This is a genomic window from Nitrobacter vulgaris (assembly GCF_031453995.1).
In the GTDB taxonomy this organism is placed as follows: Bacteria; Pseudomonadota; Alphaproteobacteria; order Rhizobiales; family Xanthobacteraceae; genus Nitrobacter; species Nitrobacter vulgaris.
Genome location: NZ_JAVDPZ010000043.1, coordinates 1 through 24,933 on the forward strand (window position 1 = coordinate 1; position 24,933 = coordinate 24,933).

At 57.5% G+C, this 24,933-nt stretch carries 18 protein-coding genes and 5 pseudogenes; 16 read left to right on the forward strand and 7 right to left on the reverse strand.

Annotated features, from left to right (window positions below; translation table 11 throughout):
* A pseudogene (locus GGQ85_RS18170) lies at window positions 1–645 on the forward strand (IS3-like element ISNisp3 family transposase); the annotation flags it as partial.
* Window positions 646–747: 102 nt separating this feature from the next.
* Window positions 748–1,409: pseudogene (locus GGQ85_RS18175) on the forward strand (IS3 family transposase); the annotation flags it as partial.
* Between the two features lie 102 nt (window positions 1,410–1,511).
* On the opposite strand, the gene GGQ85_RS18180 reads toward GGQ85_RS18175, so the two are convergent.
* From GGQ85_RS18180 to GGQ85_RS18190, 3 genes are all read right to left on the reverse strand, one after another.
* On the reverse strand, window positions 1,512–1,667 hold the full coding sequence (locus GGQ85_RS18180; protein WP_309775721.1) for a hypothetical protein: 156 nt from the start codon (window positions 1,665–1,667) through the stop codon (window positions 1,512–1,514).
* 254 nt (window positions 1,668–1,921) lie between these two features.
* Window positions 1,922–2,950 (reverse strand): acyltransferase family protein, encoded by a 1,029-nt coding sequence (locus GGQ85_RS18185; RefSeq protein WP_309775722.1) that lies wholly within the window; start codon window positions 2,948–2,950, stop codon window positions 1,922–1,924.
* Window positions 2,951–3,378: 428 nt separating this feature from the next.
* Window positions 3,379–4,140 carry a Kelch repeat-containing protein gene (locus GGQ85_RS18190; RefSeq protein WP_309775723.1) on the reverse strand — a complete coding sequence of 254 codons (762 nt, stop codon included), beginning with the start codon at window positions 4,138–4,140 and terminating at the stop codon, window positions 3,379–3,381.
* Between the two features lie 620 nt (window positions 4,141–4,760).
* On the opposite strand from GGQ85_RS18190, the pseudogene GGQ85_RS18195 reads away from it, so the two are divergent.
* Window positions 4,761–5,439, forward strand: a pseudogene (locus GGQ85_RS18195) (IS5 family transposase); the annotation flags it as partial.
* A gap of 150 nt (window positions 5,440–5,589) precedes the next feature.
* On the opposite strand, the pseudogene GGQ85_RS18200 reads toward GGQ85_RS18195, so the two are convergent.
* Window positions 5,590–5,883: pseudogene (locus tag GGQ85_RS18200) on the reverse strand (transposase); the annotation flags it as partial.
* 466 nt (window positions 5,884–6,349) lie between these two features.
* On the opposite strand from GGQ85_RS18200, the gene GGQ85_RS18205 reads away from it, so the two are divergent.
* Entirely contained in the window at window positions 6,350–7,576 is a 1,227-nt protein-coding gene (locus GGQ85_RS18205; protein WP_309775724.1) for an acyltransferase family protein, read from the forward strand.
* 637 nt (window positions 7,577–8,213) lie between these two features.
* Complete coding sequence (locus tag GGQ85_RS18210) at window positions 8,214–9,464, forward strand: O-antigen ligase family protein (protein WP_309775725.1); 1,251 nt, start codon at window positions 8,214–8,216, stop codon at window positions 9,462–9,464.
* Between the two features lie 111 nt (window positions 9,465–9,575).
* Here the strand turns inward: GGQ85_RS18210 and GGQ85_RS18215 are convergent, their stop codons facing one another.
* Entirely contained in the window at window positions 9,576–9,767 is a 192-nt protein-coding gene (locus GGQ85_RS18215) for a hypothetical protein (protein ID WP_309775726.1), read from the reverse strand.
* Window positions 9,768–10,348: 581 nt separating this feature from the next.
* Between GGQ85_RS18215 and GGQ85_RS18225 the strand changes: the two genes are divergently transcribed.
* The 5 genes from GGQ85_RS18225 (at window position 10,349) to GGQ85_RS18245 (ending at window position 16,980) form a co-directional block, all read left to right on the forward strand.
* A complete protein-coding gene (locus GGQ85_RS18225) occupies window positions 10,349–10,747 on the forward strand; it encodes an ERF family protein (RefSeq protein WP_309775727.1) in 399 nt (132 codons plus the stop codon).
* Window positions 10,748–10,808: 61 nt separating this feature from the next.
* Entirely contained in the window at window positions 10,809–11,465 is a 657-nt protein-coding gene (locus GGQ85_RS18230) for a DUF968 domain-containing protein (protein ID WP_309775728.1), read from the forward strand.
* Window positions 11,466–11,782: 317 nt separating this feature from the next.
* Window positions 11,783–13,021, forward strand: coding sequence for an MFS transporter (locus GGQ85_RS18235; protein WP_309775738.1), 1,239 nt, complete (start codon window positions 11,783–11,785; stop codon window positions 13,019–13,021).
* Window positions 13,022–13,124: 103 nt separating this feature from the next.
* Window positions 13,125–14,039, forward strand: coding sequence for a formylglycine-generating enzyme family protein (locus GGQ85_RS18240; RefSeq protein WP_309775729.1), 915 nt, complete (start codon window positions 13,125–13,127; stop codon window positions 14,037–14,039).
* A gap of 112 nt (window positions 14,040–14,151) precedes the next feature.
* Complete coding sequence (locus GGQ85_RS18245) at window positions 14,152–16,980, forward strand: hypothetical protein (protein WP_309775730.1); 2,829 nt, start codon at window positions 14,152–14,154, stop codon at window positions 16,978–16,980.
* 16 nt (window positions 16,981–16,996) lie between these two features.
* Here GGQ85_RS18245 and GGQ85_RS18250 read toward each other — a convergent pair whose 3' ends face one another.
* On the reverse strand, window positions 16,997–18,967 hold the full coding sequence (locus GGQ85_RS18250) for a hypothetical protein (RefSeq protein WP_309775731.1): 1,971 nt from the start codon (window positions 18,965–18,967) through the stop codon (window positions 16,997–16,999).
* 323 nt (window positions 18,968–19,290) lie between these two features.
* Between GGQ85_RS18250 and minC the strand changes: the two genes are divergently transcribed.
* The 6 genes from minC to GGQ85_RS18280 all read left to right on the forward strand — a co-directional run bounded on the left by minC (window position 19,291) and on the right by GGQ85_RS18280 (window position 24,228).
* Window positions 19,291–19,989, forward strand: a complete 699-nt coding sequence (gene minC / locus GGQ85_RS18255) for a septum site-determining protein MinC (protein ID WP_309775732.1) — start codon at window positions 19,291–19,293, stop codon at window positions 19,987–19,989.
* 18 nt (window positions 19,990–20,007) lie between these two features.
* Window positions 20,008–20,826: a septum site-determining protein MinD gene (minD, locus tag GGQ85_RS18260; RefSeq protein ID WP_309775733.1), complete on the forward strand. Its 819-nt coding sequence runs from the start codon at window positions 20,008–20,010 to the stop codon at window positions 20,824–20,826.
* On the forward strand, window positions 20,823–21,104 hold the full coding sequence (minE, locus tag GGQ85_RS18265; RefSeq protein ID WP_309775734.1) for a cell division topological specificity factor MinE: 282 nt from the start codon (window positions 20,823–20,825) through the stop codon (window positions 21,102–21,104). Before minD ends, minE begins: the two co-directional genes overlap by 4 nt.
* A gap of 750 nt (window positions 21,105–21,854) precedes the next feature.
* Window positions 21,855–22,010, forward strand: coding sequence for a hypothetical protein (locus GGQ85_RS18270; RefSeq protein WP_309775735.1), 156 nt, complete (start codon window positions 21,855–21,857; stop codon window positions 22,008–22,010).
* 839 nt (window positions 22,011–22,849) lie between these two features.
* Window positions 22,850–23,014 carry a hypothetical protein gene (locus GGQ85_RS18275; RefSeq protein WP_309775736.1) on the forward strand — a complete coding sequence of 55 codons (165 nt, stop codon included), beginning with the start codon at window positions 22,850–22,852 and terminating at the stop codon, window positions 23,012–23,014.
* A gap of 959 nt (window positions 23,015–23,973) precedes the next feature.
* Window positions 23,974–24,228: a hypothetical protein gene (locus tag GGQ85_RS18280; RefSeq protein WP_309775737.1), complete on the forward strand. Its 255-nt coding sequence runs from the start codon at window positions 23,974–23,976 to the stop codon at window positions 24,226–24,228.
* Window positions 24,229–24,280: 52 nt separating this feature from the next.
* On the opposite strand, the pseudogene GGQ85_RS18285 reads toward GGQ85_RS18280, so the two are convergent.
* Window positions 24,281–24,933: pseudogene (locus GGQ85_RS18285) on the reverse strand (IS3 family transposase); the annotation flags it as partial.

Below are 24,933 nucleotides of genomic sequence, written 5' to 3' on the forward strand. Positions count from 1 at the left end.
GTGCATGTGCTGCTGCGTCGCGAAGGCTGGCTAATCAACCAGAAGAAGACGCGACGGATTTATCGCGAGTTAGGCCTGCAATTGCGCAACAAAACGCCGAAGCGACGGGTCAGGGCGAAGCTGCGCGACGATCGCAGAGATGCCACGCATCCCAACGAGACCTGGGCGATGGACTTTGTGCACGATCAGCTCGCCACGGGAAATAAGATTCGTGTGCTCACCGTTGTCGACTTATTCTCACGGTACTCGCCGGTGCTTGATCCGCGCTTCAGCTACCGCGCCGAGAATGTCGTTCAAACGCTGGAGCACACCTGCGCGGCAGTTGGTTATCCGAAGACCATCCGCGTCGATCAAGGCTCCGAGTTCATCTCGCGCGATCTGGATCTGTGGGCCTATTCCAATGGTGTCACGCTCGACTTCAGTCGGCCTGGCAAACCGACTGACAATGCGTTCATCGAAGCCTTCAATAGACGCTTCCGCGCAGAGTGTCTGAACACTCATTGGTTCCTGACCCTTGACGACGCACGATCAAAATTGGAGGATTGGCGCAGATACTACAACGAACAACGCCCGCATGGGGCGATCGGGAATAGACCCCCGATTACGTTGCATAATCGTGACAGCGATCCCAGCTCGCCGTCATGACAAAGCCGGAAACTCTAGCCTCCGGCGGTCCAAAGAATGGTCTCGGAGCAATGAAACCCAGGACTCTCCCTCAAGCTGGAGGAGACTAGGGTCTCAGGTCACCTGGCAGCCAGCCGGGTGCGTTACGGTTATCGGCGTCTCCACGTCCTGCTGCTGCGCGAGGGCTATCGCTTGAACCACAAACGCACTTACCGGCTGTATCGCGAAGAAGGCCTGTCGATCAGGACAAAAACGCCGAAGCGCAAACGGGCCTGGCGCTATCGTTCCGATCGGCCGAAGATCGCCGCCGTGAACCACTGCTGGGCGATGGACTTCATGTCGGATGCGTTGTTCAACGGTCGCCCGTTCCGACTTTTGACCGTTGTCGATTGCCACACCCGAGAATCACTTGCGATCGTTCCGAGAACGAACTTCAGGGCCTTCCAGGTCGTTGAGGTTCTTGAGCGGCTGGCAAGGGAGCGCGGCAAGCCAATCGCTGCGACAACGCCGGCAAGATGCTCGACCAATGGGCCTATCACAATGGCGTCGAGATCGACTTCTCGAGACCCGGAAAGCCAACGGACAATGCGTTTTGCGAGGCCTTCAACGGTCGCGTCCGGGCGGAGTGCCTGAATGCCTCATGGTTCCTGTCGATGGCCGACGCTATCGAACGGATCGAGGAATGGAGGTGCCACTAGAACAATGATCGGCCCCACACCTCGCTCGGCAACTTGACGCCGAACGAATTCGCACGACAAACTCAAACAGCTCGAGAAATTGCCTGACATCTGGACCACAAAACGGGGCAGCTCCACCTTATACGGGCAGTCCGGATCGACGCTGCGTTCTCTGCTTAAAATCAGTCCCATAGCTCCCGCACAATACCATCACTGTGCCGCGGCCACTGCGGCCGATGCTTCGATGTAGGCGAAACCTACAGCAAAAACGAATAAGACGGCACCTATCCACCACTTCTGTCTCGGATAGGCGAACACGATCGCCGCCAAGAATATTACATAGATAGAAAGCCCGCCGGCGCCCATCTGGTCCTCCGAGTCAGGGGAAACATTACCAACAAAAGGTCTTAGGAATGGTTAACCTCTGTTAGGTCGCGAGGCGGAGCGATGAGCTTATCGCCGCACAGATCAAGGTGATCCCAGGTTCCGGCGCGCGGTCGGACCTAGTCACGCCCGTGGTCAACGGCTGGCCGGAAGCGGTCCGCGTGGCGAAGTTGACCACGCGGATTGACGCTGCCAGGCATAAGCGCGCGGAATGTCCGCATAGCCAGATCTATCTGCTACGTCTCTAATGACTGATCAGTTGAAGACCTGATCGGATGAAGCTTGTTCAGACGAGAGAGTCTATCGCCAAGCGCGATGCAGGGAATCTCAAAGAAGCGCCACGAGACGTAGGAAAGGAAAACACAAAATGCGATGCTGCCCCATCGGATGGGCTCTTGAGCCCAAAGCGACATCGAGTTGAAGTCGCGGTGAGCCAGCAGAAAAATGGCGGGGTGAATCAAATAGAGAGAATATGAGGCGTCACCTAGCGCAATGAATGGTTTGCTGATTCTGGTTCGCTTAGTATTGACGGTCGCAGACCAATAAATGATGGCGAATGAAGCGAAAGGGAATATTCCAAATTCCCTTGTCTCAATTGCAATAGCAGTTAGACAAATGCCGGCTACTAGAAATGGGAGCTTGGGATACCTCTCCAGTTGTTGCCGCCACATAAAAGCGAGCACGCCGGCCAGAAAATCGGCGTGGTATCGCGAGACTGGGAGGCTGTGCTCGGGAATGTCAAAGTAAAAAGCGGCAATAGCCGAAATTGCTAGCGTGACCGCCAGTCCTCGTAGTCCGAGAATGGGAACTATCAAAACCGCGGCAATGTAGAAAAGGACTTCGTGTTGCAACGACCACGCTACATCCAAATAGGGCATCGATGTAGTCGGGAGCAATGCTGCTGAATATAAAAGATAGCCCCAGGTTTCGCTTTCAACTGGACCACGAGTGGAGTGCCCAATTGAGACGAAAAGCCAAAGAATGACCCAATAGATCGGGAAAAGCCGGAATAAACGCTTTATGAAAAAGGAGCGTGCTGAAAACTCTGGCTTTGAGACAACCAGAGATATGACAAAACCACTGAGGGCGAAGAAAAAATTAACTCCCAAAAAGCCCCAATGTTGGAGGGCAGAGATGGGATGACCCGTCCCTTCCGGGTATCTCATGATAGATACCCAAGAGTGAAAATAGACGATGCCAAGCGCAGCTAGTCCGCGGGCGATTTGTAGTCCCGCAAGCTTCTGATTTTCTGTTCCCAGCGCCATTTGCGTCGGAACCTACTGTCGCAGAGACACCGCGTAAACCCACTTCAACGGACCATCAATGCATTTGCTCGCTGTTGAGGCCGTTTTGCCATGCTCCAAGGTGGCAAGACGAGCATCACTTCCGCGCAGATCAAGTCGGTCGCCGGTGCTGGCGCGCGATCAGACCTGATCGACGCAATCGTCCGGGGCTGATAGCGGCAGCCAATACAGTCGACCAATTACGGTGTTGTCTGTCCGATGAGCCGGCAGGGCAACGTCTGGGACAATGCAACGGTCGGACATTTAAGACCCTAGTTCGACCGGCAGGCCGCAATCTTATAGGGGTGTCAACTGAACTGAGGTTCCTCTCAAACCACGCAAAGCGACGGCCTAAAATGCCAACTCAGATAGTCACGAGCCTCCGCTGGATCCCGCCATGAGAAGGCATCTTACGAAAAAAAAGAGCGCATGGATTCTACGGGCTGGAAAATCGATTTTAGGATCTTATTGAATACCGAGTCTCCCGACCACGCCACGACGTCAAGGAACCAAACGTCATTGTAATATTCGCCATTTGATCCCGCAACAATCCAAAGCTTATCGTCGAACACGATGGCAGATTGCGCTAGCCGAGGCACCCACGATGGCTGTGAAGCGAGATAGGGGAGCCAGCTGCGACCGTTACGAGAATACCAAACGTCATTTGCGCCGCCACGGGGAGAACCTACAAACCCTCCCATAATCCAGAGCATCCCTGCATAAGATACAGCTGTCGCCCATATACGCCCCTGCCAATTGGCTCGGTCCGTATGTTGTTTCCATTGTATTCCATCAAGAGTGGACCATACATCGCTATAGAGCGCAGGCTTTCCCGACCAATATCCACCGCCTAATACCCAAAGTCGACCGCTGTGCGTAAGGGCCGTATGAAAGGCGCGCGGCGTCCACGTCGCGTGCGGGCTGACGTTGGTCCAATCGACGCCATTTTCTGTTGACCAAACGTCGTTGAACAACGCTTCATCATCCTTATGTCGATATTGCGATGTACCTCCAAGCAGCCATAGTTTTTCATTGAATACCACGAGTGTTCCACCGCCCCTGGCTTGCCAGCCAGGATTGGCAGCAGCTAATGTCCAACTTCGACCATCAGCGGACGACCAGATCTCATTGATGGGATAGAATTTGTTTTCCCTTTCTACAAACCCACCCATCCGCCACATTCGCCCCGCGAAGACGACAGTCATCGCTTGTGATGATGGCGTCCAAGAAGATCGATCTGTCTCCTTTTCCCAATCTATACCATCGCTCGCGCTCCAACTGTCGCCGAGATCGACAATTCCATTCGGGGCTGATCCCCCTAATATCCAGAGACGATTATTGTGGACGAGCAGCCCAGCCCCATCGCGCGGCGACCAAGAGGCTGCAGTTGAAACAACCTTCCAAGGCGGATCCGGAGTCGGACGATATGACAGTAGCCCAACGGTAACAGTAATTACGCCCGCCCCTATAAACGCGCGCCGCGTTGGAAAAATGGGTTGGCTTGAATGAGGTATCACGCCAGCTTGTTCCGTATCACATCACGCACAGCGGTCCTCCGTATACAGCGATCCTCCGTATCATGCATTCGTCGAATATAGCACAATTAGGTGAACCGAAAAGAACTATCGGGTGTCTTTGACCTGACGGATATTGTGAACTGCGGTCGGGACCCATAAAGCGTTAGCGTGGCCGACGTGTTGTGATTCCCGACTCACGAAGACGAGCATGATGAGTGGGGATCAGGTCTGGCAGACGGAAGCGGTTTTCGAGATTGGGCGGGGCTTACCGATGCGGTAAGCCGCGTGTTGATGATCGGAGACCAGCGGCATCGTACACGTGTTAAGTCAGGTGGAATCTGGGTGGAAGCACCTCCCGAATACGGTCCAAGGAAGACGCTCTACAACCGGTCGTCCGATGGCGGAAATGTGTGAACGGACTTATTCCACGCGCTCGCACAGGCGGGCGACCGACCCACACAAGTCCTGATCGACAGTTCCAACTGTGAAAGCGCATCGCTCGGCGGCTGGAGGAAAGGCGGAACAAAAATCAGACCATCGACCGATAGCGCAGCGCGCGCACGACGGAAATTTACGCGCTGACCAACGGTCGATGTTGCCATCTGGCTTTAATGCTCCAGGCGGCCAGATCGCTGACTACACCGCCGGCGCGGCACTGCTCAACCATCTTCCCGAATGCGAAATCCTGCAGGCCGACAAAGGACCATGACGCCGAGGCAATCCGCCGGCGGGTCAAGCAACGCGGCACGATGCCGAACATCCCACCAAGGCCAATCGCAAATGGAAACTGCTTCTCGCTCGTGCTCTCCCGCGACGCAATGCCATCGAGTGTAGATTCTGCCGTCTCAAAGACTTTCGCAGTATCGCATCCGCCATGACCGCCTTGCCGTCAACTTCATGGCTGCCGTCTGCATCGCCGCAACCGCCAGCTGTTGGTTAAGAGCCCGGCCCTAGGACAAAAAAGGCAATCTCTCACGCACCAAGTAATGTCATTCCATCCGGGCGAGGCATACCTAATGGATCCACCACCCATTTTTCTTCTCCCCAAGCTCTCTCTGCTCACCTCGTCGGTCAACTCTTGCATCGTCTTGCCGAGCGTCTTCTTCGTCTTCACGGCGGAGCTATCGATCAGGCCCTGCCCAAGAGGTCCGCCGACCATTGCGAGTGCGTGGAATAAATTATCCATTCGCCCTTCACAGCCTAGCGAACGAAGCGATTGTAGAGTGTCTTGCGCGGACCATAGCGCCCTCCGGCGCATCGATCCAACGCCCCACCGGAACTCCAGCACCTGGACGATGCCACTGATAACCCGCCGATCATCGACCCCTGGCCGCCGCGCGTACCGTTGGGCAGAAGCGTCACTGATCCTTCGTTGGCCATAAAGCAGTCGTGACTCATAAGGGCCTCCTATCGGAGACCATGAATCACAAATCAGCGCCGAAGAAATCATTTATGGGTCCCCACCCTAGTGGGATAGAGACTACGGGATAGGCGCGCTCCGATCCAGATCCTGCAATGTCGGCGGCCGGTAGCTCTGAGAGAGAGGAGTCGGATTGTGTTGAAGTGCTTGCGCCATTACTCGCTGACGACAGCGGCTCTCCTTAGTATGAAGATTTCACCGTTCGGTCGTGAGGCTGCGGTCGCAACTTATCTGGGGGCTACCCCAGCGAAATCGCATTTGAAGCTGTTTCACGGTCAGCCGTTGCGCCCATGCGCAAGGGACCGCCGGCCACAAGGGGGATTCTCCGATGTTATGGAACCAAAGCCCATCTTGAGCGGCTTACGGTGGAGGAGGTTGTTTTCGTGAACCCGGCAAGTTAGGAATGCTCGCCAGCTTCGGCATTGTTGGATTGAAAGATTTCGAGTGAGGTCGAACGATCGAATAATCGAGCTGGATGGATTGCGCGGTATAGCGGTCAGCATGGTCTTGTTCTGGCACTTTGCAGGCCAGACGGCGCTATCTAACTCAGCGCCCATCGCTCAGCACATCTCTTCTATTTTGATCTTTGGTCGGACCGGCGTCGATTTATTCTTTGTCCTGTCTGGCTTCCTGATCATCGGGATTCTCATCGACCAAAGGCAGAGTCGGAACTTGTTTCACGTTTTCTACGTGAGGCGCGCCTGCAGGATACTACCGCCATATTTACTTTTGATGGCATTGTTCTGGATCGCCCAGTCAGAGTTGCCTTTAGGAATCAGGGATACGCAGACGGTCCCGTTCTGGTCATTCTTTCTGTTTCTTCAGAATTGGTTCATGTCATTCGCGAACGATTGGGGTCCGCCAGCAATCAGTGTAACCTGGTCCGTAGCCATCGAAGAACAATTCTACCTGATGTTTCCGATTGTTCTGTTGTTCACGCCATGTGAAAGATTGCGCGCGGTTCTTCTGTCAATTGCCGGTCTTTCAGCAGTCAGTCGCGCGATATTGTCATTAGCGGACCCAACGGCAAATTTCGCGCCATACGTGAACACATTTTTTCGATTAGATGCCCTCTGCATCGGGGGCTTCGTGGCCACAGTCTGCAGAGACAAGGAGCTTCTGCATAGCCTTGCGGCAAGGCGGGCCACCATTTTGAAATGCATAGTAGCACTCTCGATTCTCATCGCGCCGCTCATTTACGGCATAAACACCAATATTAAGTTGACCATGTACGTATTCGGTCACCTATATCTTGCCGTCCTTTTCGGTGGAATCCTGTTAGTCACGCTTCTCTACAAGGACCACGCAGGAGCGTCCGTATTAAGAAGCCGCACATTGCTATTCTTTGGCACAATCTCGTATTCGGCATATCTATTCCATCCCATCATTATAATGGGATACTTCAAATACCGAGATCGCCCTGAGCAATGGAGTAGCTGGGAGGATGCTGGTTCGCTGGCGCTCGCGTTTTCTACAACGATCTTATTCTGCTGGCTGTTGAGATTTGTCGAAAGCAAGTTCATCAGTTTTGGACACAGATTTAAGTATTCTGGGGCAGGACCAACTACGCTTAACCTCGTAACTTCGCCTTCAATGGATGAAACTGATCGCCCCGCCAGGGTGATCGGTTACCGAGATAATTTAGGAAAGGGCCTTGACTACAATCAATAGAATTGAATACCTCGACTGGCTCCGGCAGGCGCTCGCGGTCCAGGTATCACGGCCGGCATCCTGTCGAAGTCCAACCGCGCAAAGCCGATCGAATATGATCGCATTCTCTATCGCGAACGGCACAAGATCAAAAATACGTTCAGCAAGCTCAAGGAACTGGCCGTGCATCCACGCCCATACCTTTCATGTCTGCAATCTGCATCGCGGCAGCAGTCATCTTCTCGCTCTGATCAATGAGTCCCTGAGCCCTAGCCTAGGTGCCGGATGGCGATAACCCGGGCGAAACGATGTTCAACGCGAGATCGGCTCACCGTTGCGTCATTAACGCGCTAACGGCCGTCCGCAAACCGTTCCCGGTTCATCTGGCCCGCGAACGCTTGATTGTGCCGGCGCCGGTGTTCACACCGACGGACGGAACGATGGCGCCAGTCCGCAACGTCACAGGTTGCGCGAGCATCAATGTCGGCCGTTATTCGCGCAAACCCAGCCATTGCGCTGGACGAAGCGAACGTCACGATCTATTTTGTGCAAAGTAGTTCAGCACGTCAGGCGACTCTACAATTCCGCCGACGATAAGCAAACGATGAATTTTAGTCGCCTCAAAAGTACTTGCACAAGCGCGTCACGCAGGTGCCGATTGGCGGATCACTTCGTCATCCTGATGGCGCTCTCGCTGCCATGGTCTACCACGATCTTTGGCGTGTTAACGGTACTTTGGTTGATCACGCTTACGACCGTGATCGAAGCACAGCAGTTCTGGGCACAACTTCGGCGGCCCGCATGCTGGCTGCCCGTCGCGCTATTCTGCCTTGCGGCGGTCGGAATGCTGTGGGCAGATGCCGCATGGGCCGACAGGACCCACGCAGCCGGATCGATGGTTAAGTTGCTCGCCATTCCACTCCTGATGCATCAGTTCGAGCGCTTTGGGAAAGGACTCACCGTTTTTTTTGCGCTCCTGGCATCATGCACCGTTCTGCTTTTTCTGTCGTGGTGTAGCTGGTTCGAACCACAAATCATCTTGGCTCCCGACAAAATACCTGGCGTTCCCGTCAAGAACTGGATCACGCAGGGCGTGGAGTTTGTGCTTTGCATTTTCGGTAGCGCCGCGTTAGCGATCGTCATGTGGCGCAAACACCGACGCTATGCCGCGCTAGGCTTCGTGGTGCTCGGTCTCGCATTCCTGCTCAACATGGCGTTTGTCGTCTCGTCGCGGACATCTCTCGTCTCGCTTCCTGTGCTCTTGCTGATTTCGACTTTAAAATATATCGGTTGGCGCCGTGCGATCGCCCTCAATCTGACCATTGCCGTGGTCGCGGCGCTCACCTGGTTTCTTTCGCCCAACCTACGGCAGCGCGTTGTCAGCATCCAACAGGATTATTCGTTGCGTAACAGTGAGCCGACGTCCGTTGGACTTCGCCTCGAGTATTGGACCAAAGCGCTCAAATTCATCCGCAGCGCTCCGCTGGCCGGGCATGGCACGGGATCAATCCGGCTCCTGTTCGAGCGTGAGGCTATCGGAAAAGCTGTGACTGGCGAGCGAATTGTCGCCAACCCGCACAACCAGACGCTCTATTTCGCGATTGAGTGGGGTGTGATCGGGGTGATCCTGCTCTATGCAATGTGGATCGCTCATTGCTTGATATTCACGGAAATGCGCTGGATCTCCTGGCTCGGAATCATCGTGGTCAGCCAGAACATCTTTGACTCCCTGTTCAATTCACACCTCTCCGACTACGTCGAGGGCTGGATTTACGTAATGGGAGTGGGCGTGGCCGGCGGCATGGTTTCGAAGGTCCGCAGATCATCCACTATTCCAGATGATTTGGCGATACGAGGCAATCCGGGAGTTTCAGCCAGCCAAGACCGATCTAAATTTCTCACGTCTTGAGACAAGGTCGAGATCATCAGTGTTGAACGCCATGGCGCGTCGGCTTTTAAGCCAGAAGTGTGACTGCAATCCCAAGGAGCGGAATGCGTCAGAGTTTCGATTGCCCTGAATCTAGCGGCCCGGAACTTGTAATGCGGCGTGAGCTTCCACCTCCATCTGACCCTTGGCTGTCAGTTCGTAGAGGTCGCCGTCTTTCACTAGATAGCCCTCAATAACCAGTTCATCTACAGCGGCTTGCCGGTCATCGAAAGCTATGGATGCGCTAACAACTTTAAGCAGAGCGATTTGCTCGTCCCGGAGCATGGACCTACCTCCGTTTAAGCTGGCAACGCCAATAGAGAGTCAATTCCTATCAGCTTAGAGACCTGGAGGTTGTCTGCCAAGCTTTACTGCGAACAAGGCTGTGCGGCTAGTTAGACCTCACCCGGGGAATGTCCTCGTTACCAACGGCTTACGTTCTTGGCATCATAGGCAGTCTGGCCACCCCAGCTCTTCGGATCAACAATCCCTCGCTGGAATCATCGGAGACCAAAGAAGGACAATACGGCTATGACAATAACCACCAGGCCCACGATGTAGACGATGTTGTTCATTGCTTCGGTTCCCTCACGGTTTGAAAGAGAGCAACCGGGTCTTCGTACATTGGTTCCAAAGAACTCGATGAGAGATGTCTTGCACTCATGCCGATTGGTGGCCAAAGGGGCCATATAGATGCCAAAGAGGCCATGGGCCATGGCATCCGAGCCAAACGTTCAAAATCCGGCGCTGTCACCTTTGACCTTCTTGAGCGGAAGGGGTCGTATGCGCCGATCCAGTGAAAACGTCGCAGCGATCGCGACAGCGTTGGCAAAAGCGCAGATCGAACTCTCGAACCCGGCAAAATCATGCTGGGCTCGGTTTATCCCGCCAATAGTCACGAAAGCCCGAAGAATTTCCGCTACGCACCTTTGTCCGGGGGTCTGGAAATTATCCGGAAAGCGCTAGGCGGACAGCAGATTGCGGTCACCCAAACCACAGAGATCGACGCGACCAACGGTCTCGTCAATCTCACCACCTTATTGATCCACACCTCCGGTGAATGGATATCCTCGAACTGGCCGATTTGCCGGCTCTCGGAGATTTCGGCACCACGGCGCATGGGAGCTGCACTCACATACGCACGGCGCTACGCCTTATTCACGTTGGTCGGCATTGCCGGTGACGATGATCTCGATGGTCCGGAGTTCAATCCCCAGGCAAAACGCGGCGGATGTCCAGCAATCCCCGGCCAGTCCATCAAATGAACCTTCCCGCCGATCTTCCGAATCTTCGGTAAACAGCATCGCAAACGTCGAAGAAACCCGAATGGGCCTTCTCGCCGAAATCAAGGGGATTCCCACCCTGGAACAACTGCAAGCGCGCGCCGCCAGCATTCTGAAAGCTAAAAATAGTCTTCCTCCCGAGGATGCCAAACAAATCGAGGCGGCGTTCAGCATGAGAATGGCAGCCTTCGACTTGGTCCAGACGCGCTCCAATTCTGCCCCCAATGCAGGCGACAAAACCGTCATTGCCCCTGTCGTCGCACCCAAGCGTCGCCGCCGACGGGCCAAAACCGCTGTCCTTTCCAGCGAGCTGGACTTGCGGCCACAAGCTGCCTCAAACGCGCCAACGATGGGAACACCCGCAAAAATCGACAAGAGCGTATTGACCTTTGGCGAGCCTCGTCGCAAGCGCGACAAGCAGCACCTCCGGTTCGTTGCGTCCCAGCCGTGCCTGATTTGCGGTCGGGCGCCGTCCGACGCGCATCATCTCCGCTTCGCGCAATCACGCGCCATGGGGCGCAAATCGAGCGACGAATTTGTCGTCCCCTTATGCCGCACCCACCATCGCGAAAATCACCAAACCGGCCGCGAGGAATCGTGGTGGGCATCGATGTCGATTGATCCGCTGGAAATCGCCACAAAGCTTTGGACTGACAGTCATGGAAGGGGCGCGGACTCGATCGTGCATCGCTGTGGTTGATATAGGCGTGGATCCAGCGGGACGGCGGATCCGCTTTGGCCCGCAGCAGCCGGAAATCGGATTGGGCGTTACGGACAGGAATTGTGAGAAATCGCTGGTGTAATGAATAAACGTTAGATCGATCGTTGCCCTTCGGAAATGGATAGACGCGAAGGTCGCCCGGCGATACTCTGCAAGATAGTTCAAGGCCGCTTTTCACTCGCAGGGGAGCGTAACTTGTTAGTCAGAATGTGTGGCCGGACGTGGAGCTTGATACTCCTGCAAGCGCTGTCTCATTGTTGGGAGATGTCGTGAAAAATCCGGTTATCGCGGCTGATGTGACGCTCCAGCCCTCGGGCAACTCCCGGGTTTTGTGGATTTCGTCCCTGGCATTTGCGCTCGGTTTCGCGGTTTGGGGAATGTTTGCCGCGCTCGCCCCTTTTTTAATCAAGTGGTACGATTTCAGCGCGACCCAGGTACTTGTCCTGACAGCGATGGAGCCTTTTTTCGCGGCGGCGGTCAGCATTCCGCTCGGCATCTTGAGTGACAAGTTTGGCGGTCGGAGCGTGTTCACCCTTCTGCTTCTGGCTCTCACCCTTCCTCTTCTTTTCGGGTACTTTGCCCAGGGCTATTACACCTTTCTGATCGTGGGGACCCTGCTCGGACTGGGAGGCGCAAGCTTCGTTGTCGGCAACACTCATGTATCGTCTTGGTACCCCAAATCGAAGCAGGGTACAGCCCTCGGTATCTTTGGTATGGGCAATGTCGGAATCACCGTCGGCATGGTGACCGTCACTTTCCTGATTACCGGTGTTCTGAGCGGCCCGGATCGCTGGCGCCTGATATTCCCGATCTTCGCTGGTGCTACATTTTTGATGGCTCTGGTCTATTGGTTCTTTACGTCCGATCCTCCAAACAGGAAACTCAAGAAAACGTCGTTGCGTGAAATCTTCGCCGTGTACCGTTCAGGCGCGGTGGTGTGGCTGGTGACGTACCTTTACTGGGTCTCGTTTGGCACCCTCACCTTTTTCGCGTCGGCCATGTCGATCTATCTGCTTGACGAATGGCATGTGGATGCCATCCGGGCGTCCATGGTGTATACTCCGCCATTGGTGGTCTGTGTCGCGGCTACCCGGCCTCTGGGCGGCTGGCTGGCCGATCGTTCGGATCCATTTCGCATCTTGGGATGGTTGTTCGGGATTATGGTCATTCTGGCCGTGCTCATGACCTTGCAGATCTCGCTGCCCATCCAGTTGTTTGCCATGTATGGGCTTGCGCTGATGTCTGGTGCCGCCGCTGCGGCCGTCATCAAGCTGATTCCAATGTACTTTGTGCACGTCGGTGCGGTCAGCGGGCTCGCCAAAGCCGCCGGCGCGGCCTGTGGCTTTGCCATGACGATGATCCTGGCCACGAGCAAGCAACTTATGGGCGAATACACCGTCGGCTTTGCGATCTGGGCGCTCATGAACGTCGCCGCATTCTACATCGTGTTTTCGCGGGTGGGCTTCAGGGATACAAAACCGCTCCTTGAACAATCGACTAGCGCTCGGCAGATTCTAACGGCAAGCGGCGCGTGACCGATCGATGCTCACGGCGAATGACGCCTCTAAACGGCCGAAGCTCATGACCTTGCTATTCTCTGTTCTCAATCAGCCTCGTGCCCTCTGACGGATGTATGTCATGTCCTCCATCACTGAGCTCCCGGAACCCATCGGCTCTTGGTGGCGCGCGGCGCCAGGACTGACATCGGTAATTAGGCTATGCGTGCTTAGTGCCGCAATCATCGCCCCTGTGACGCCGGCGTCCACTCAGGAGGTGGCGCAACCGTCGATGCAGGAGCAGCCGCTGAAGGCGAAGGACGTGTTTAAGGATTGTGCGAATTGCCCGGAGATGGTGGTGGTGCCGGCCGGAAGCTTCGAAATGGGCTCCCCGACAAGCGAGCCGGGGCATTCCGCCGAGGAAGGCCCGCAACATCCGGTCACGATTGCTCGACCGTTTGCGGTTGGCCGGTCTGAGGTGACCTTCGACGAATGGGATGCCTGCGTCGCCGAAGGGGGCTGCAACGGCTACGAGCCCTCCGATGAAGGCTGGGGCCGTGGCCGCCGCCCGGTGATCAACGTTTCCTGGGACGATGCCCAAGCTTACGTCACGTGGTTATCGAAGAAGACCCGCAAGTCGTATCGGCTGCTCTCAGGGTCCGAATACGAGTATGCGATGCGCGCTGGGACACAGACGGTCTATCCTTGGGGCGACACCGTGGGCACGACCAACGCCAACTGCCACTCCTGTGGCAGTCAATGGGATGCCAAGCAAACCGCGCCGGTCGGATCGTTTGCGCCGAACGGGTTTGGTCTCTACGACATGGTTGGCAATGTCCGGGAGTGGACGGAGGATTGCTACCACGACACATACAACGGCGCGCCGACGGATGGTTCTGCTTGGCTTGGGGGCGGCGATTGTTATCATCGTGTCGTGCGCGGCGGATCCTTTCTCCTCGCTCCTGCCTTCCTCCGCTCGGCGAGCCGTTATTGGTTCACCTCCGACTATCGGCTCAGGTATCTTGGTTTTCGGGTCGCTCGGACGCTCGCACCTTAAATTTTATTTCTGTTGGAGGCATTTCGGGCCGCTCACGCGGCGCCAAGGCTTCACACTGAGCAAAATAGACTCAGCGTCGCTTGATCTATTTCAAAATCAGGAGGTGGGTTCGATGCAATCCTTCGACCAGTACAAGGGCGCACTTCCCTACGCGAGCGAGGTCTTCGGGATTTACCAGCCGTTGCTGGGGTGGAAATCACGCATCACCCTGCAGCGCTTCGAGCGGGGTCGCGCGCAGTTCCGTGAGCGCCTGGCCGAGAGGTTCCTGTCAAGCGCCAAGGCTCCCGTGCGCATTTCGCGGCTTGAGCGGTCCACCGACCGCCTCGCGGCGCTCGACGACATGTTCGACGTCGAGCACTTCGATCCGGTCGAAACCGGTCACGCGACAAGCCGCGCTATCGCCCCCGCGATTGACAGCGGCATCGCCCGAATGATCGCCGCGGAGTTGACCACCGAACCGCCGCGAGATTGGACCCGGATCGTCAACCGCGACCACGTTCTGAAGCTGATGGAGCGCTTCCGAAACGTCGTTGGCGACGCCCAGAAACTGCGCGATGACGAGGTCCTAGCGCCATACGTCGCCGCGTTCGAGGCCGCCGCTCCCCGCGGGCGAACCGCGGATCTCCTGGAAGTGCTGTTCGGCATCGAGAGCAAGGTCGCGGGCTATCTGCTGCACCTTGCCCAGACAGACCCGCCGGCGCTGACGTCGCTCTTCTATGTCGCCTCGAAAAGCGCTTCGATCGCCGCGGCCCAGCGTGAGGATCCGCTGCTGAGTTTCGGTGAGAACAACTACGACGCTATCCTGTCGCCGGTTGGGGTTATCCATCTCTACCGGCAATATTTCTTCGAATTCGATTCCTTCCTTGGCCCCCCGGTCGAGCACGTTTGGTTGTCCCCCGGCGGAACCGTCGAGCTAATCGAGATCTCGACGCGCCGGACATTGACCGAACGGGCCTTCGAGCAGTCGACAGCGACCATCACCCGTTCGGAAACTGAGATCACGACGCGCGACGACATCGCAGACGCGGTGAAAGAGGACAATCGCAGCAGCGTGAAGTTTGGCTTCACCGCCACCGCCTCCTATTCGGCGGCGGTCTATTCGGCAAGCGCCAGCGCCGACCTCTCCATCGAAAACTCGAAGGAGACGGCGCGTGAGACCACGCACCAGCAAATGCGCGAGCAGAGCGAAAAACTTTCGAGCGAGATCAAGCGGAACTTCAAGACCTCATTTCGAACCACTACCGAGGTTACCGACACGACCAGCAAGCGCTATGTGATCTCTAATACGACCACCAAGCTCCTGAATTACGAACTGCGGCGGAAAATGCGCAAAGTCGGCGTGCAGGTGCAGGATATCGGCGTGGCTCTTTGCTGGCATACCTTCGTCGACGATGCAGGACGCGATCTCGGCATCTCCCAGCTTGTACATATCGGCAAGCCCCCCGAACTGGGCGACCTGCCGCAGCCCGAAGCACCGCAGGTTCCGACCTCGCAGCCGCAAGAGGTGAACCTCACGATCCCATTCGTAGGGATCGACACGGACGACACGGACAATGAATACACCGACGGGACCGAGACCAACGACAGTGGGATCTTCGACGCGGTCGAGCACATCGAGCCCAACTTCGCGCAAAGCGTCCTCTTCCCCCAGCCCGGCTTCACCCTGATCGCCGTCGACCTGGAGCCGCAGGGCCTGGACGCGCAGCTCTCTGTGCAGGACCTGCAGTCCGCCGAAGGCTCAAGCGCCGCGACGTTCACGGTCCACCTGGACTATGTGAACTGGGCCGGCAAGAACCAGATCCCCCTAAAGATGACGCTGCACTGGTCCCCCGGCAAGGCGATCCGTGACGCCCTGGCCGAGGAGTACAGCAAGCGCCTCGCCGACTATTCCGCGGAGAAGGCGCGGCGGTTCAAGGAGGCTTTCTACGAGGCCGCCCGCGAGAGGATCAAGTTTGCCAGCGGGATCATTCCGAGACCCTCGGAAGACCTGCGCGAGGAGGAACGGACGGTCGTCTACCGTGCCCTGCTGGCGCAGCTGATGAGCGTCGGTACGACAGCCTCGAAACACGTGACGTCGGAACTGGTGCGATCTATCTTCGACGTCGACCGTATGCTCTACTTCGTGGCCCCTGAATGGTGGGCTCCGCGGCTGCACCACAGTTCGCAATTCCTCGGTGATGCGCCCGGAGAGGGAAGCGACGCGGGCCCGCGCGTCGATTTCGGGGAGATCGCGGGAGTATCCGCCACGATGGCCCGGCGGGTCAGCCGCTGGGTCCGCGGGGCTAGTCCAGTGTCCGCCAACCCAAGACGCGTCAAGGGCATGCCCGTCGAGGCGGATGCCCATTGGGGCGGGGCGCGCGAGCTCAATCGCGACAACTACTTCATCACCGAAGACAGCCACCCCGCTCGGCTCGGGTCATCGCTGGGCTGGTTGCTGCAGCTCGACGGCGACGACCTTCGAAACGCCTTCTTGAACTCCCCTTGGGTGAAGGCGGTCATCCCCATCCGCATCGGCAAGGAGAAAGAAGCTTTGAACTGGCTGCAGCAGGCTCACGTTGAAGGTGCCGACGGACTGGACGCGGCGTACGCGCCGCCTGAGGGAAGTCCCGGCGAACCCCCCGCGCCGGCGACGGTGCGCGAGGCCCTCGAGCGCCTCATTGACAAGATCCAAGAGTTCGATGCGAACTCGCGTACGCCCATTGACCCCGACGGGGACCCGGCCAGCATAAGCTCCCACTTCGCCGGCAGCTTGCCTACCGAGGCCGTGTTCGAGAACGGTTTCTATCCGCTGAAGGGGGGCGTCCGTTTCGACGGAGACCCCACGGCCCAGAGCATCATATCGCAATGGACCGAGATCCTGCCAACCGACCAGATCGCGGCTCTCGAGATCGAGTATGATCCCAAGACCCTGCGCGTCCGGGAGCCTCCGACTAACGTCTGACCCCGGTCCGGCGGCGCTAGGGTTTTGCCGGCTTTGGACAGGTGTCGACGAGCTTGCGCAGCGCCACGAGGAAGTTGCGCTGCGCTTTGAAGCCGGCGCTCAGCAACTTGACCGCACCGGCCTCCGCGCCGGGCGTAGGGGTTAGCTTGTCCAGGTTGATGAGAAAGTCCGTCCAGGCCTTAAAGTTCGCGCGCTGGGGATCGTCGAGGACCTTGCAAAGGCACCACTGCAGCCGGGCATCGACGCCGACCCGCACCGCCTTGCTCAGAAACGTGTCGACCGTCGGGATTTGCTTCAGCAGACCCTGTAGCTCGAACAGGTAGGCAGGCCAGTTGGCTTCCTGGGCCAGATCTTTGAGCGCCATGAGGGGCCCGAGGAACGGCAGGGACGTGACAATGCCTTCCGTGCGCGCGAAGGCCTCAGTAGCGTGGTTGGCATGGGTGCCGATGAATGTGAGAGCCCGCTCATATTCCGACCCCTTTCTTTTTCCGCGTTTAAGCGTCGAGTCCAGCCACTTCTGGAAATCGAGATTGGTCAGTTGATCACGCCAAGCCAGGAGCCAGCCGATCGAGGTCCGGTTCGAGGCGGCGTGCGCCATTTCATGGCGCAGCACGGACAGGGTGAACTCCCGCTCGCGATCGGTGGCTTTGCGCGCGTCGGTGAAGGCCAACGACCCCATCTGCATGATGACGCCGGGCGGAGGTTTGATCCGTTCGAGCGGGAGGCTCGGGACCTGCTTGCTGTCGCCCTGCGAGACGTAGCCGGTGATGCCCGCCGCATCGCCCGTCGAGATTTTTAAGTCGAGGACGAGGCCGGGGACAACGGTATTTTCCGCAATGTGGATGAAACCGTTACTGTCGTCGACGTCGACGATGAGATTGGCCTCCGCAAGCTTCGCCGCCTCCTTGAGCCGATCAAGCGGCGCCTTAGGCCAGGCTGAGGCCCTCACTTCAACTAGGTCTAGCGGCTCCAGATCATCCATCGGCACGGGTTCGTCGATCCTGGGGCCCGGGAAGTAGTCCCACCCGGGAAACTGCAATGCGAGGGCCGCACGCGGGCCGGCACGGACCTGCGCCGTCTTGCTGCCGACTGGCGCTTTCCACACCGGCTTTTCAACCTTTCCTTTCGCTGGAATCTTCCAGCTAAGCTCGAGATCCGCGCGATAGAGAACCTTCCGCCGCCACACCAGATAAGTTTCTGCATGGAAGGTCGAGACACAGTTCGTAGGCGGCTTGGCTGTGTCGAACAGTTTGTCAGCGAAACTCTCGTTCGGCGTCGGCAGATCGAAGATCCGAAGCGAGGTGTTCGTGCGTTTGGCGGTGGTCTCGCCCTCGTAGAAGGGGCCGGCCTTGTCGCCACCGTCGACGGTCCAGCGCGGGCTCTCGCGCCTGGTCGTATAAAGATAAGCACGCCCGGGGCGCGTGTTGCGACGCTGGAAGGCGAGCGGCTGCGTCTGGCCGGGATAGTAAGCCTCCAGCATCCGCCAGTTGAACTGTAGCCAAAAAACATCGTCGGTCTTATCTGCGGTATCGAAGAGCAGGTCGAAGGCGCCGTCCTCAAACGTCTTAAGGGTCACCTTGCCCCTGGGGGCACCCCCGGGCTTACGGGCCTTGTCCTTATCTGCAAGGTCCGTGATGACGGTCTTCGACAGTCCCTTCGTCCGCTCGGGGATGGGCATGATAAATTTTGGATCGGCTTTGTACTGCGATTTGTTTTTGGTCGCGAAGCGGAGCAGGTTTCGCAGGTCGATCCCGTACCGGGCGACCTCGTCCCTGCTCAGAGCCTTCGGCAAATCCTTCTCGAGCTGGACGAGCTCGCCGACGTCCAGCGCCTCGACCTGAGCCTCCAACGACTTCACCACGCCCGGGTCGGCCTTCGGTCCCTTGCGAAGCTCTTGCAGTAGCTGCTTAACCCGTCCCAAGGCGCTCAGGTCCGGCGGCGTCGCAGGCTTTGGCGCGGCGGGTTTGTCGATCTTGCCATCGCCCATGAAGATCAACCCAACTGCTGGAGGCTTCGACCATAGCACAGGATGGACTTCGAAATAAGGGAAGCCCTGCGACCATCATCAGCAGAGAAAGCGAAAATCCACATGCCAGCCGCACGGCGGGCGCCGCCTCTGGAGGTGACCGCCTGTATCGAATTCCAGGACATGCTGCTTGAACGCATCAAGTATTCCACCAACAGCCTCCCACTTGGAGTTTCTTAACATTGTGCCAGCAAACCGTGGCTCGTTAACCGGTCATTAACCAACGGTGCTCAATCTAAAAATTAAACAATGGTAAACCATTCACGCACGGAAAGCCGTCATTCATGGACTCAAAAGTTGAGCCACAACGCCAGGTGATGCGGCTCCGTGGCCGGTCTTACATCGCGTTTGTCTTCTCGCCGTTCATGCCGATCGTGGACTGGCTTGGGGAGATCGACGCGACCCTGGCCCGTTCATCCGGCTTCTTCGCCGGACGTCCGATAGTACTCGATCTTTCCGCAGTCGATCTGAGCTCGCACGGTATCGCGCACTTGGTTTCAAACCTTGAAAGCCGCGGCATCCGCGTTCTTGGTCTCGAAGGCGTGGAGCCCACAGGGTTGGATGCAGGCTTGCCGCCCGTATTGAGCGGCGGACGTGGTTGTGTGGTCGAGCAGCAGGTCGAGCCCAAGAAAGTGGATGACCAGCCGCCGCCGTCGCCGTCGCTGCTGCTCCAGTGTCCTGTTCGATCAGGGCAGCGCATCGTGTTTACCGAAGGCGACATCACTGTGCTGGGCTCTGTTGGCTCCGGCGCGGAGATCGTCGCCGGAGGCTCCATCCACGTTTACGGGACGCTCCGAGGACGGGCGATGGCCGGCATTAACGGAAATTCGGCCGCGCGGATCTATTGCCAGAAGATCGAGGCAGAACTTGTTGCCATCGACGGCTACTACCAGACAGCAGAAGATATCGGTGAAACGATGCGTCGTCGAGCCGCGCAAGCGTGGCTGGACGGCGACATCATAAGAATAACGCCGCTCAATTAACATACAAAGGAGGCCATGATGGCCAAAGTCTTGGTGGTAACGTCAGGCAAGGGGGGCGTTGGCAAAACCACGTCCACGGCCGCGCTTGGTGCAGCGCTTGCGCGGGAGGGACAGAAAGTCGTCGTCGTCGATTTCGACGTCGGTCTCCGTAACCTGGATCTTATCATGGGAGCGGAGCGCCGTGTTGTCTTCGACCTCGTCAATGTGGCGCAGGGTGTTGCAAAGCTCTCGCAAGCCCTCATCCGCGACAAGCGACTCGAAAGCCTCTGGTTGCTTCCTGCGTCGCAGACGAGGGATAAGGATGCCCTGACGGACGACGGCGTTCGCGACATTATAGCCGATTTGCGAACGAAGTTCGATTGGGTGATTTGCGACAGTCCCGCCGGCATCGAACGTGGTGCAACGCTGGCGATGCGCTACGCAGATGAAGCCATTGTCATTACCAACCCTGAAGTCTCGTCTGTTCGCGATGCCGACCGCATCATCGGCATGCTTGATTCCAAGACGGTCAAAGCGGAGGCGGGCGAACAGATGAAGAAGCACGTCTTGATCACCCGCTATGACATGGGGCGAGCGGCACGCGGCGAAATGCTCAGCATCGACGACATTCTTGAGATCCTCGCGATTCCGCTTCTTGGGATTATTCCTGAAAGCCAAGATGTCCTGCGAGCGTCGAACGTCGGCTCTCCGGTCACGTTGAATGACGCTGCGAGTATGCCTGCACGGGCCTACACAGACGCAGCCCGGCGCCTCAACGGCGAGACGATCGCTATGATGGTGCCGACTGAGCAACGCAGACGCTTTATGGACCGGCTACTTGGACGGAGGGCAGCATGAGTCTGAACCTTCTCCAGTTTATTCGCCGCCGCTCTGGTTCTGCACCGGTTGCTAAGGAAAGATTGCAAATTCTCCTGGCCCACGAGCGCGAGCTACGCAGCCAGCCCGATATACTTGAAGTTTTGCGCGACGAGATTCTCGCTGTGGTGTCGCGACACGTCGCGCTGGATCCGAAAAAGGTGGTTGTCCGAACGGACAGAGGGGAAACCGTGTCTACCCTCGAAGTTGACATTGAACTTCCGAATGGCTTTGACAAGCGGATCGCGGTCGCCAGCTGACCAGGTTCGGTCCTCGAAAGAATTCCTTGGAGGCGTCCGTTTGCGCAGCCCCGTGAAGTTGGCAGAACAATCTCAGTTGTCTACATCAGGAACCATTCTCATACGTGGAGATACGACATGAACCTTCTCATTCCGCCTCGCCATAGGGAGTTATTCCCGTCGTTGAAAAATCAGATCGCGAGCGAACACACTAAATACGGTCCAATAACTTGGAACGGATATCTTCGCGTTCAGACCGACGATCAAGAATTGATCGATGAACTCAAACAGAAGCTGGACGCTCAACCAACGTAACCGACACCAACAGCCCGGCTGCTCTTCGTTCTAGGCATCACGGCGGACGTTCGTCTCAAGTTCCAGCTCCTGCAGCCGATAATTGACTACGTCACCGATGCTGACAATACCGGCTAGCTTATTGCCGAGTAACCGGCAAGTGTCACGTGCGTCGTAAGGTCCATCACGTGAGTGATGCTTTCGTCCGGAAAAACCGTAGGCTCCCGCGTCACCCATTCGGCTTTTGAATAAGACAAGCAAAGGTCCGCGCATTGAGAGATGGGCGGACTCTCCCGAATTGCAGGTGCCGAAATAATCGGAACAGAGAGGCAGCCTGAGCATTGTCCGCCCGGCGATTAGACGTGACCTTGCCCGCCCGCGCTAATGGCCGCGGCGGGCTTTTTCTTTGAGTAGCGCGTGTGGCCCAAGCGTGCGACGCCTCCCGGCATCCCGGCCGAAAGCGCGAAGCCTGCGTGAATGCCAGGATTCATCAAGCCGCAGCTCGCCACGCTTAAGTCGAAGGCGTCCCCGGGCGGTCAGTGGCTCAATGAGATAAAGTACGACGGCTACCGGGTGCAGCTGCAGGCGAGCAGCGGCCGCAGGACCGTCTCTACCCGCGACGGCGTCGACTAGACCAAGCGCTTCTCGGGGATTGCGCGCGCTCTCGATATTCCCGGCCCAACCATCATTGACGGCGAGGCGGTCGTCATCGAGGACGGCCGCGCAAACTTCTCTGAGCTTCGGGCAGAATTGGCGGGCAGTAAACAGGCCGCATCGAGTACTACGCATGCGACCTGCTCCACCTCGACGGCTACGACCTGTGCTATTCCTCAGATTGAGCGCAAGCGGCATCTCAAGGAGCTGTTCGGGCGACTGGGCTAAACCGCCGAGTTCTACAGTGAGCACCTGACGGGCAACGGCGAGGAGATGTACGCACACGCCGCGAAGCTCAACTCGGAGGGCACTGTCTCGAAAAGCCTTACCGCGGCCTACGATTACCGCAACGAGGGCTGGCTCAAGATACCGCGAAGCGCGGCGCGTTCCAGTCGTCGGTTTCGTCAAGGACCCCACGGGGCGTCGCCGCGCTCTACCACGGCAAGGTAGGAAGGCGGCGAGCTCGCCTACAGGATACGCTAAGCAGCTCGATACGGTCGTCAGCCCGAAGTCACGACTCACGAAGCCTGTTAGGAAGCCGAAGGCGACGTGGGTAGAGCCGTCCTTCATGGCCGAAGTTTGCGACATCACATTTGAGGGATTGCAGCGGCAAAGCTCGTTGAAGGGGCTTACAAAGATGGATCGGCGTACATATTACGCACGGGGCCCTCTCCCCCAAGGACCCCGCACGGCCCCTGCGCCTCTTGCCCCCGGGAGCACCGCGGGGCCATGCCCTATTCGGAATGCGCACCAGCGAAGCCTTCGAAGATCAGGTGGTGATGATGACGGATCATAGACTTCGAGCCGGAGCATTCTATTTGGTCATACGCACCTTCGACCCCAACGCCGAACTTTGGGAAAACGAAAGGGTGCCGGCCCGCTTCGCCGGCTATGTCGGCGGCGAGCGCACTTGGAGTTTCCTGGGCAAGGGTGGCGTCTCCGATTGGCCAGTGGGCTGGGTCGGGCCTGAGATTGTTCCGTGAACCGAGACCGCTTTCTGCTGCTTCGGAGCGGGGTGCTTTTCAGGAACTAAGCCCTCGCTCGGTCTTTATAAAAGACCTGCCCGGCCACGCCGGGCCATCGAAATGCGCGCCACTACCATGCGAAACGAGATCGAAGAAGTCGTGAAGGATACCGCAGCAGTCGGGCTATCGGCCGCCGTCCTCGGATTGGAAATAGGGACGGAGCTCACGCGCAAACCTCTGCCGAGGTGTCGCGCACAGATCACGTTATCACTCCCGCAGCGTCCGAACCAGGCTCCAGGCCGAGAAGGATTTGAGTGACAAGGAAACGCGGAATTAGATACGGACGCGAACCGCGCTCAATCCCGAAGAAAGTGCATGGAACAGCAGCAGCCAAGTTGTCTATAGGTCAACCCAACCCGGAGTTGGACCGCGTTCGCGGCCCTCAGAAGGTCATGCTTCGAGTCCGCGCCGTAGTTTATCGTTCTGACCACTCCTGTTTCAACAACGCGTGACCTGAACCTTGCCAATCCCAGTGCATTACGGAGGTAGATAATCGTGAACAGCGCTATGAGCACCGCTCCACGACTGGAGCCCGACAGGCCGTTCTTTCTCTTTCACTCACTCAGCTCGCCGCTGAACAGCACGAGTTCTTCCTAGAGATGGAGACCATTCGTGCGATGAAGCGCGAACTCGCCTCGATGGTTTGCTACCGGCCGAAAGATGGTGACGGTTCTTTATAGACTGCTGTCTTTGGCGGGACGAACAGATGCCGCACCCGCGCACGGCTTTTCCCGGTGACTATCCCGCTGGTCGCTGAAATCCGCCCGGCCAAATAAGCCCAACTACGGGTGAGAGTTCCTGCTGGCCGATTTGGCGACGACTGACGCTCTGAAGTGGCCTCCTACCTTTCATCGCTAGGAACCCCAGACAATTGCCTTGGTTGTTCATGAAAGGGAGGCGATTGCGGAGACACGGAAATGAGCAGCAATGCCGAAATACTCGCAAAGGTAGTCCTCGATATCAAGGCGATCCTGGATAATGAAAAGATGCTTTTGGAAATTGAGAAGGCGCTGGCCGATGAGCTCAATTGCGTTCCAAAAACTCGGACGGGAGAGCTGATTCAAGATTTGATGCTGGCCTTGGACAAGGTGGATGCTGTGAGCATCGCCCAGCAGCTACAGTCTCGATCTCACCGCCTCAGGTTAGTGGCCCCCGAAAATAAGATAGCGTGATCGCGAACCGCTTTGAACCGCCCCGGGTTTGCCGGAGGCTATTTCGTTTGAGTCACGCCGCCAGTTTCTGCTCATTGAGCATAGCGTAGTAACGTTCCTCAGCTTCGGCCGGCGGGATGTTGCCGATTGACTCCAGCAGCCGGCGATTGTTGAACCAGTCGACCCAGGTTAGCGTCGCGAACTCGACGGCTTCGAAACTCCGCCAAGGTCCACGTCTGTGGATGACCTCAGCCTTGTAGAGCCCATTGATCGTTTCGGCGAGCGCATTGTCGTAGCTGTCGCCGACGCTGCCGACGGAAGGCTCGACGCCCGCCTCAGTAAGGCGCTCGGTGTATCGAATACTGACGTATTGCGAACCCCTGTCGGAATGGTGCACCAGGCCACCACGTGCTGGTCGCCGTTCGTGAAGCGCTTGTTCCAGCGCGTCGAGCACGAAGCTTGCATGCGCCGTTCGGGAGACGCGCCAGCCGACGATGCGACGAGCGTAGGCGTCGATCACAAAAGCGACGTAGATGAACCCGCTCCAAGTACTCACATAGGTCGGAGAGCCAGAGCATATTGGGCGCCGGCGCATGGAATTGGCGGTTGGTCCTGCGGGCAAGCCGCGGTCTTGTCCTGCATCGTTGTGCGGACTGGTTTGCCGCGGATCACGCCCTGGAGGCCGAGGTCGGCCATCAGGCGCTCGACCGTACAACGCGCGACAGC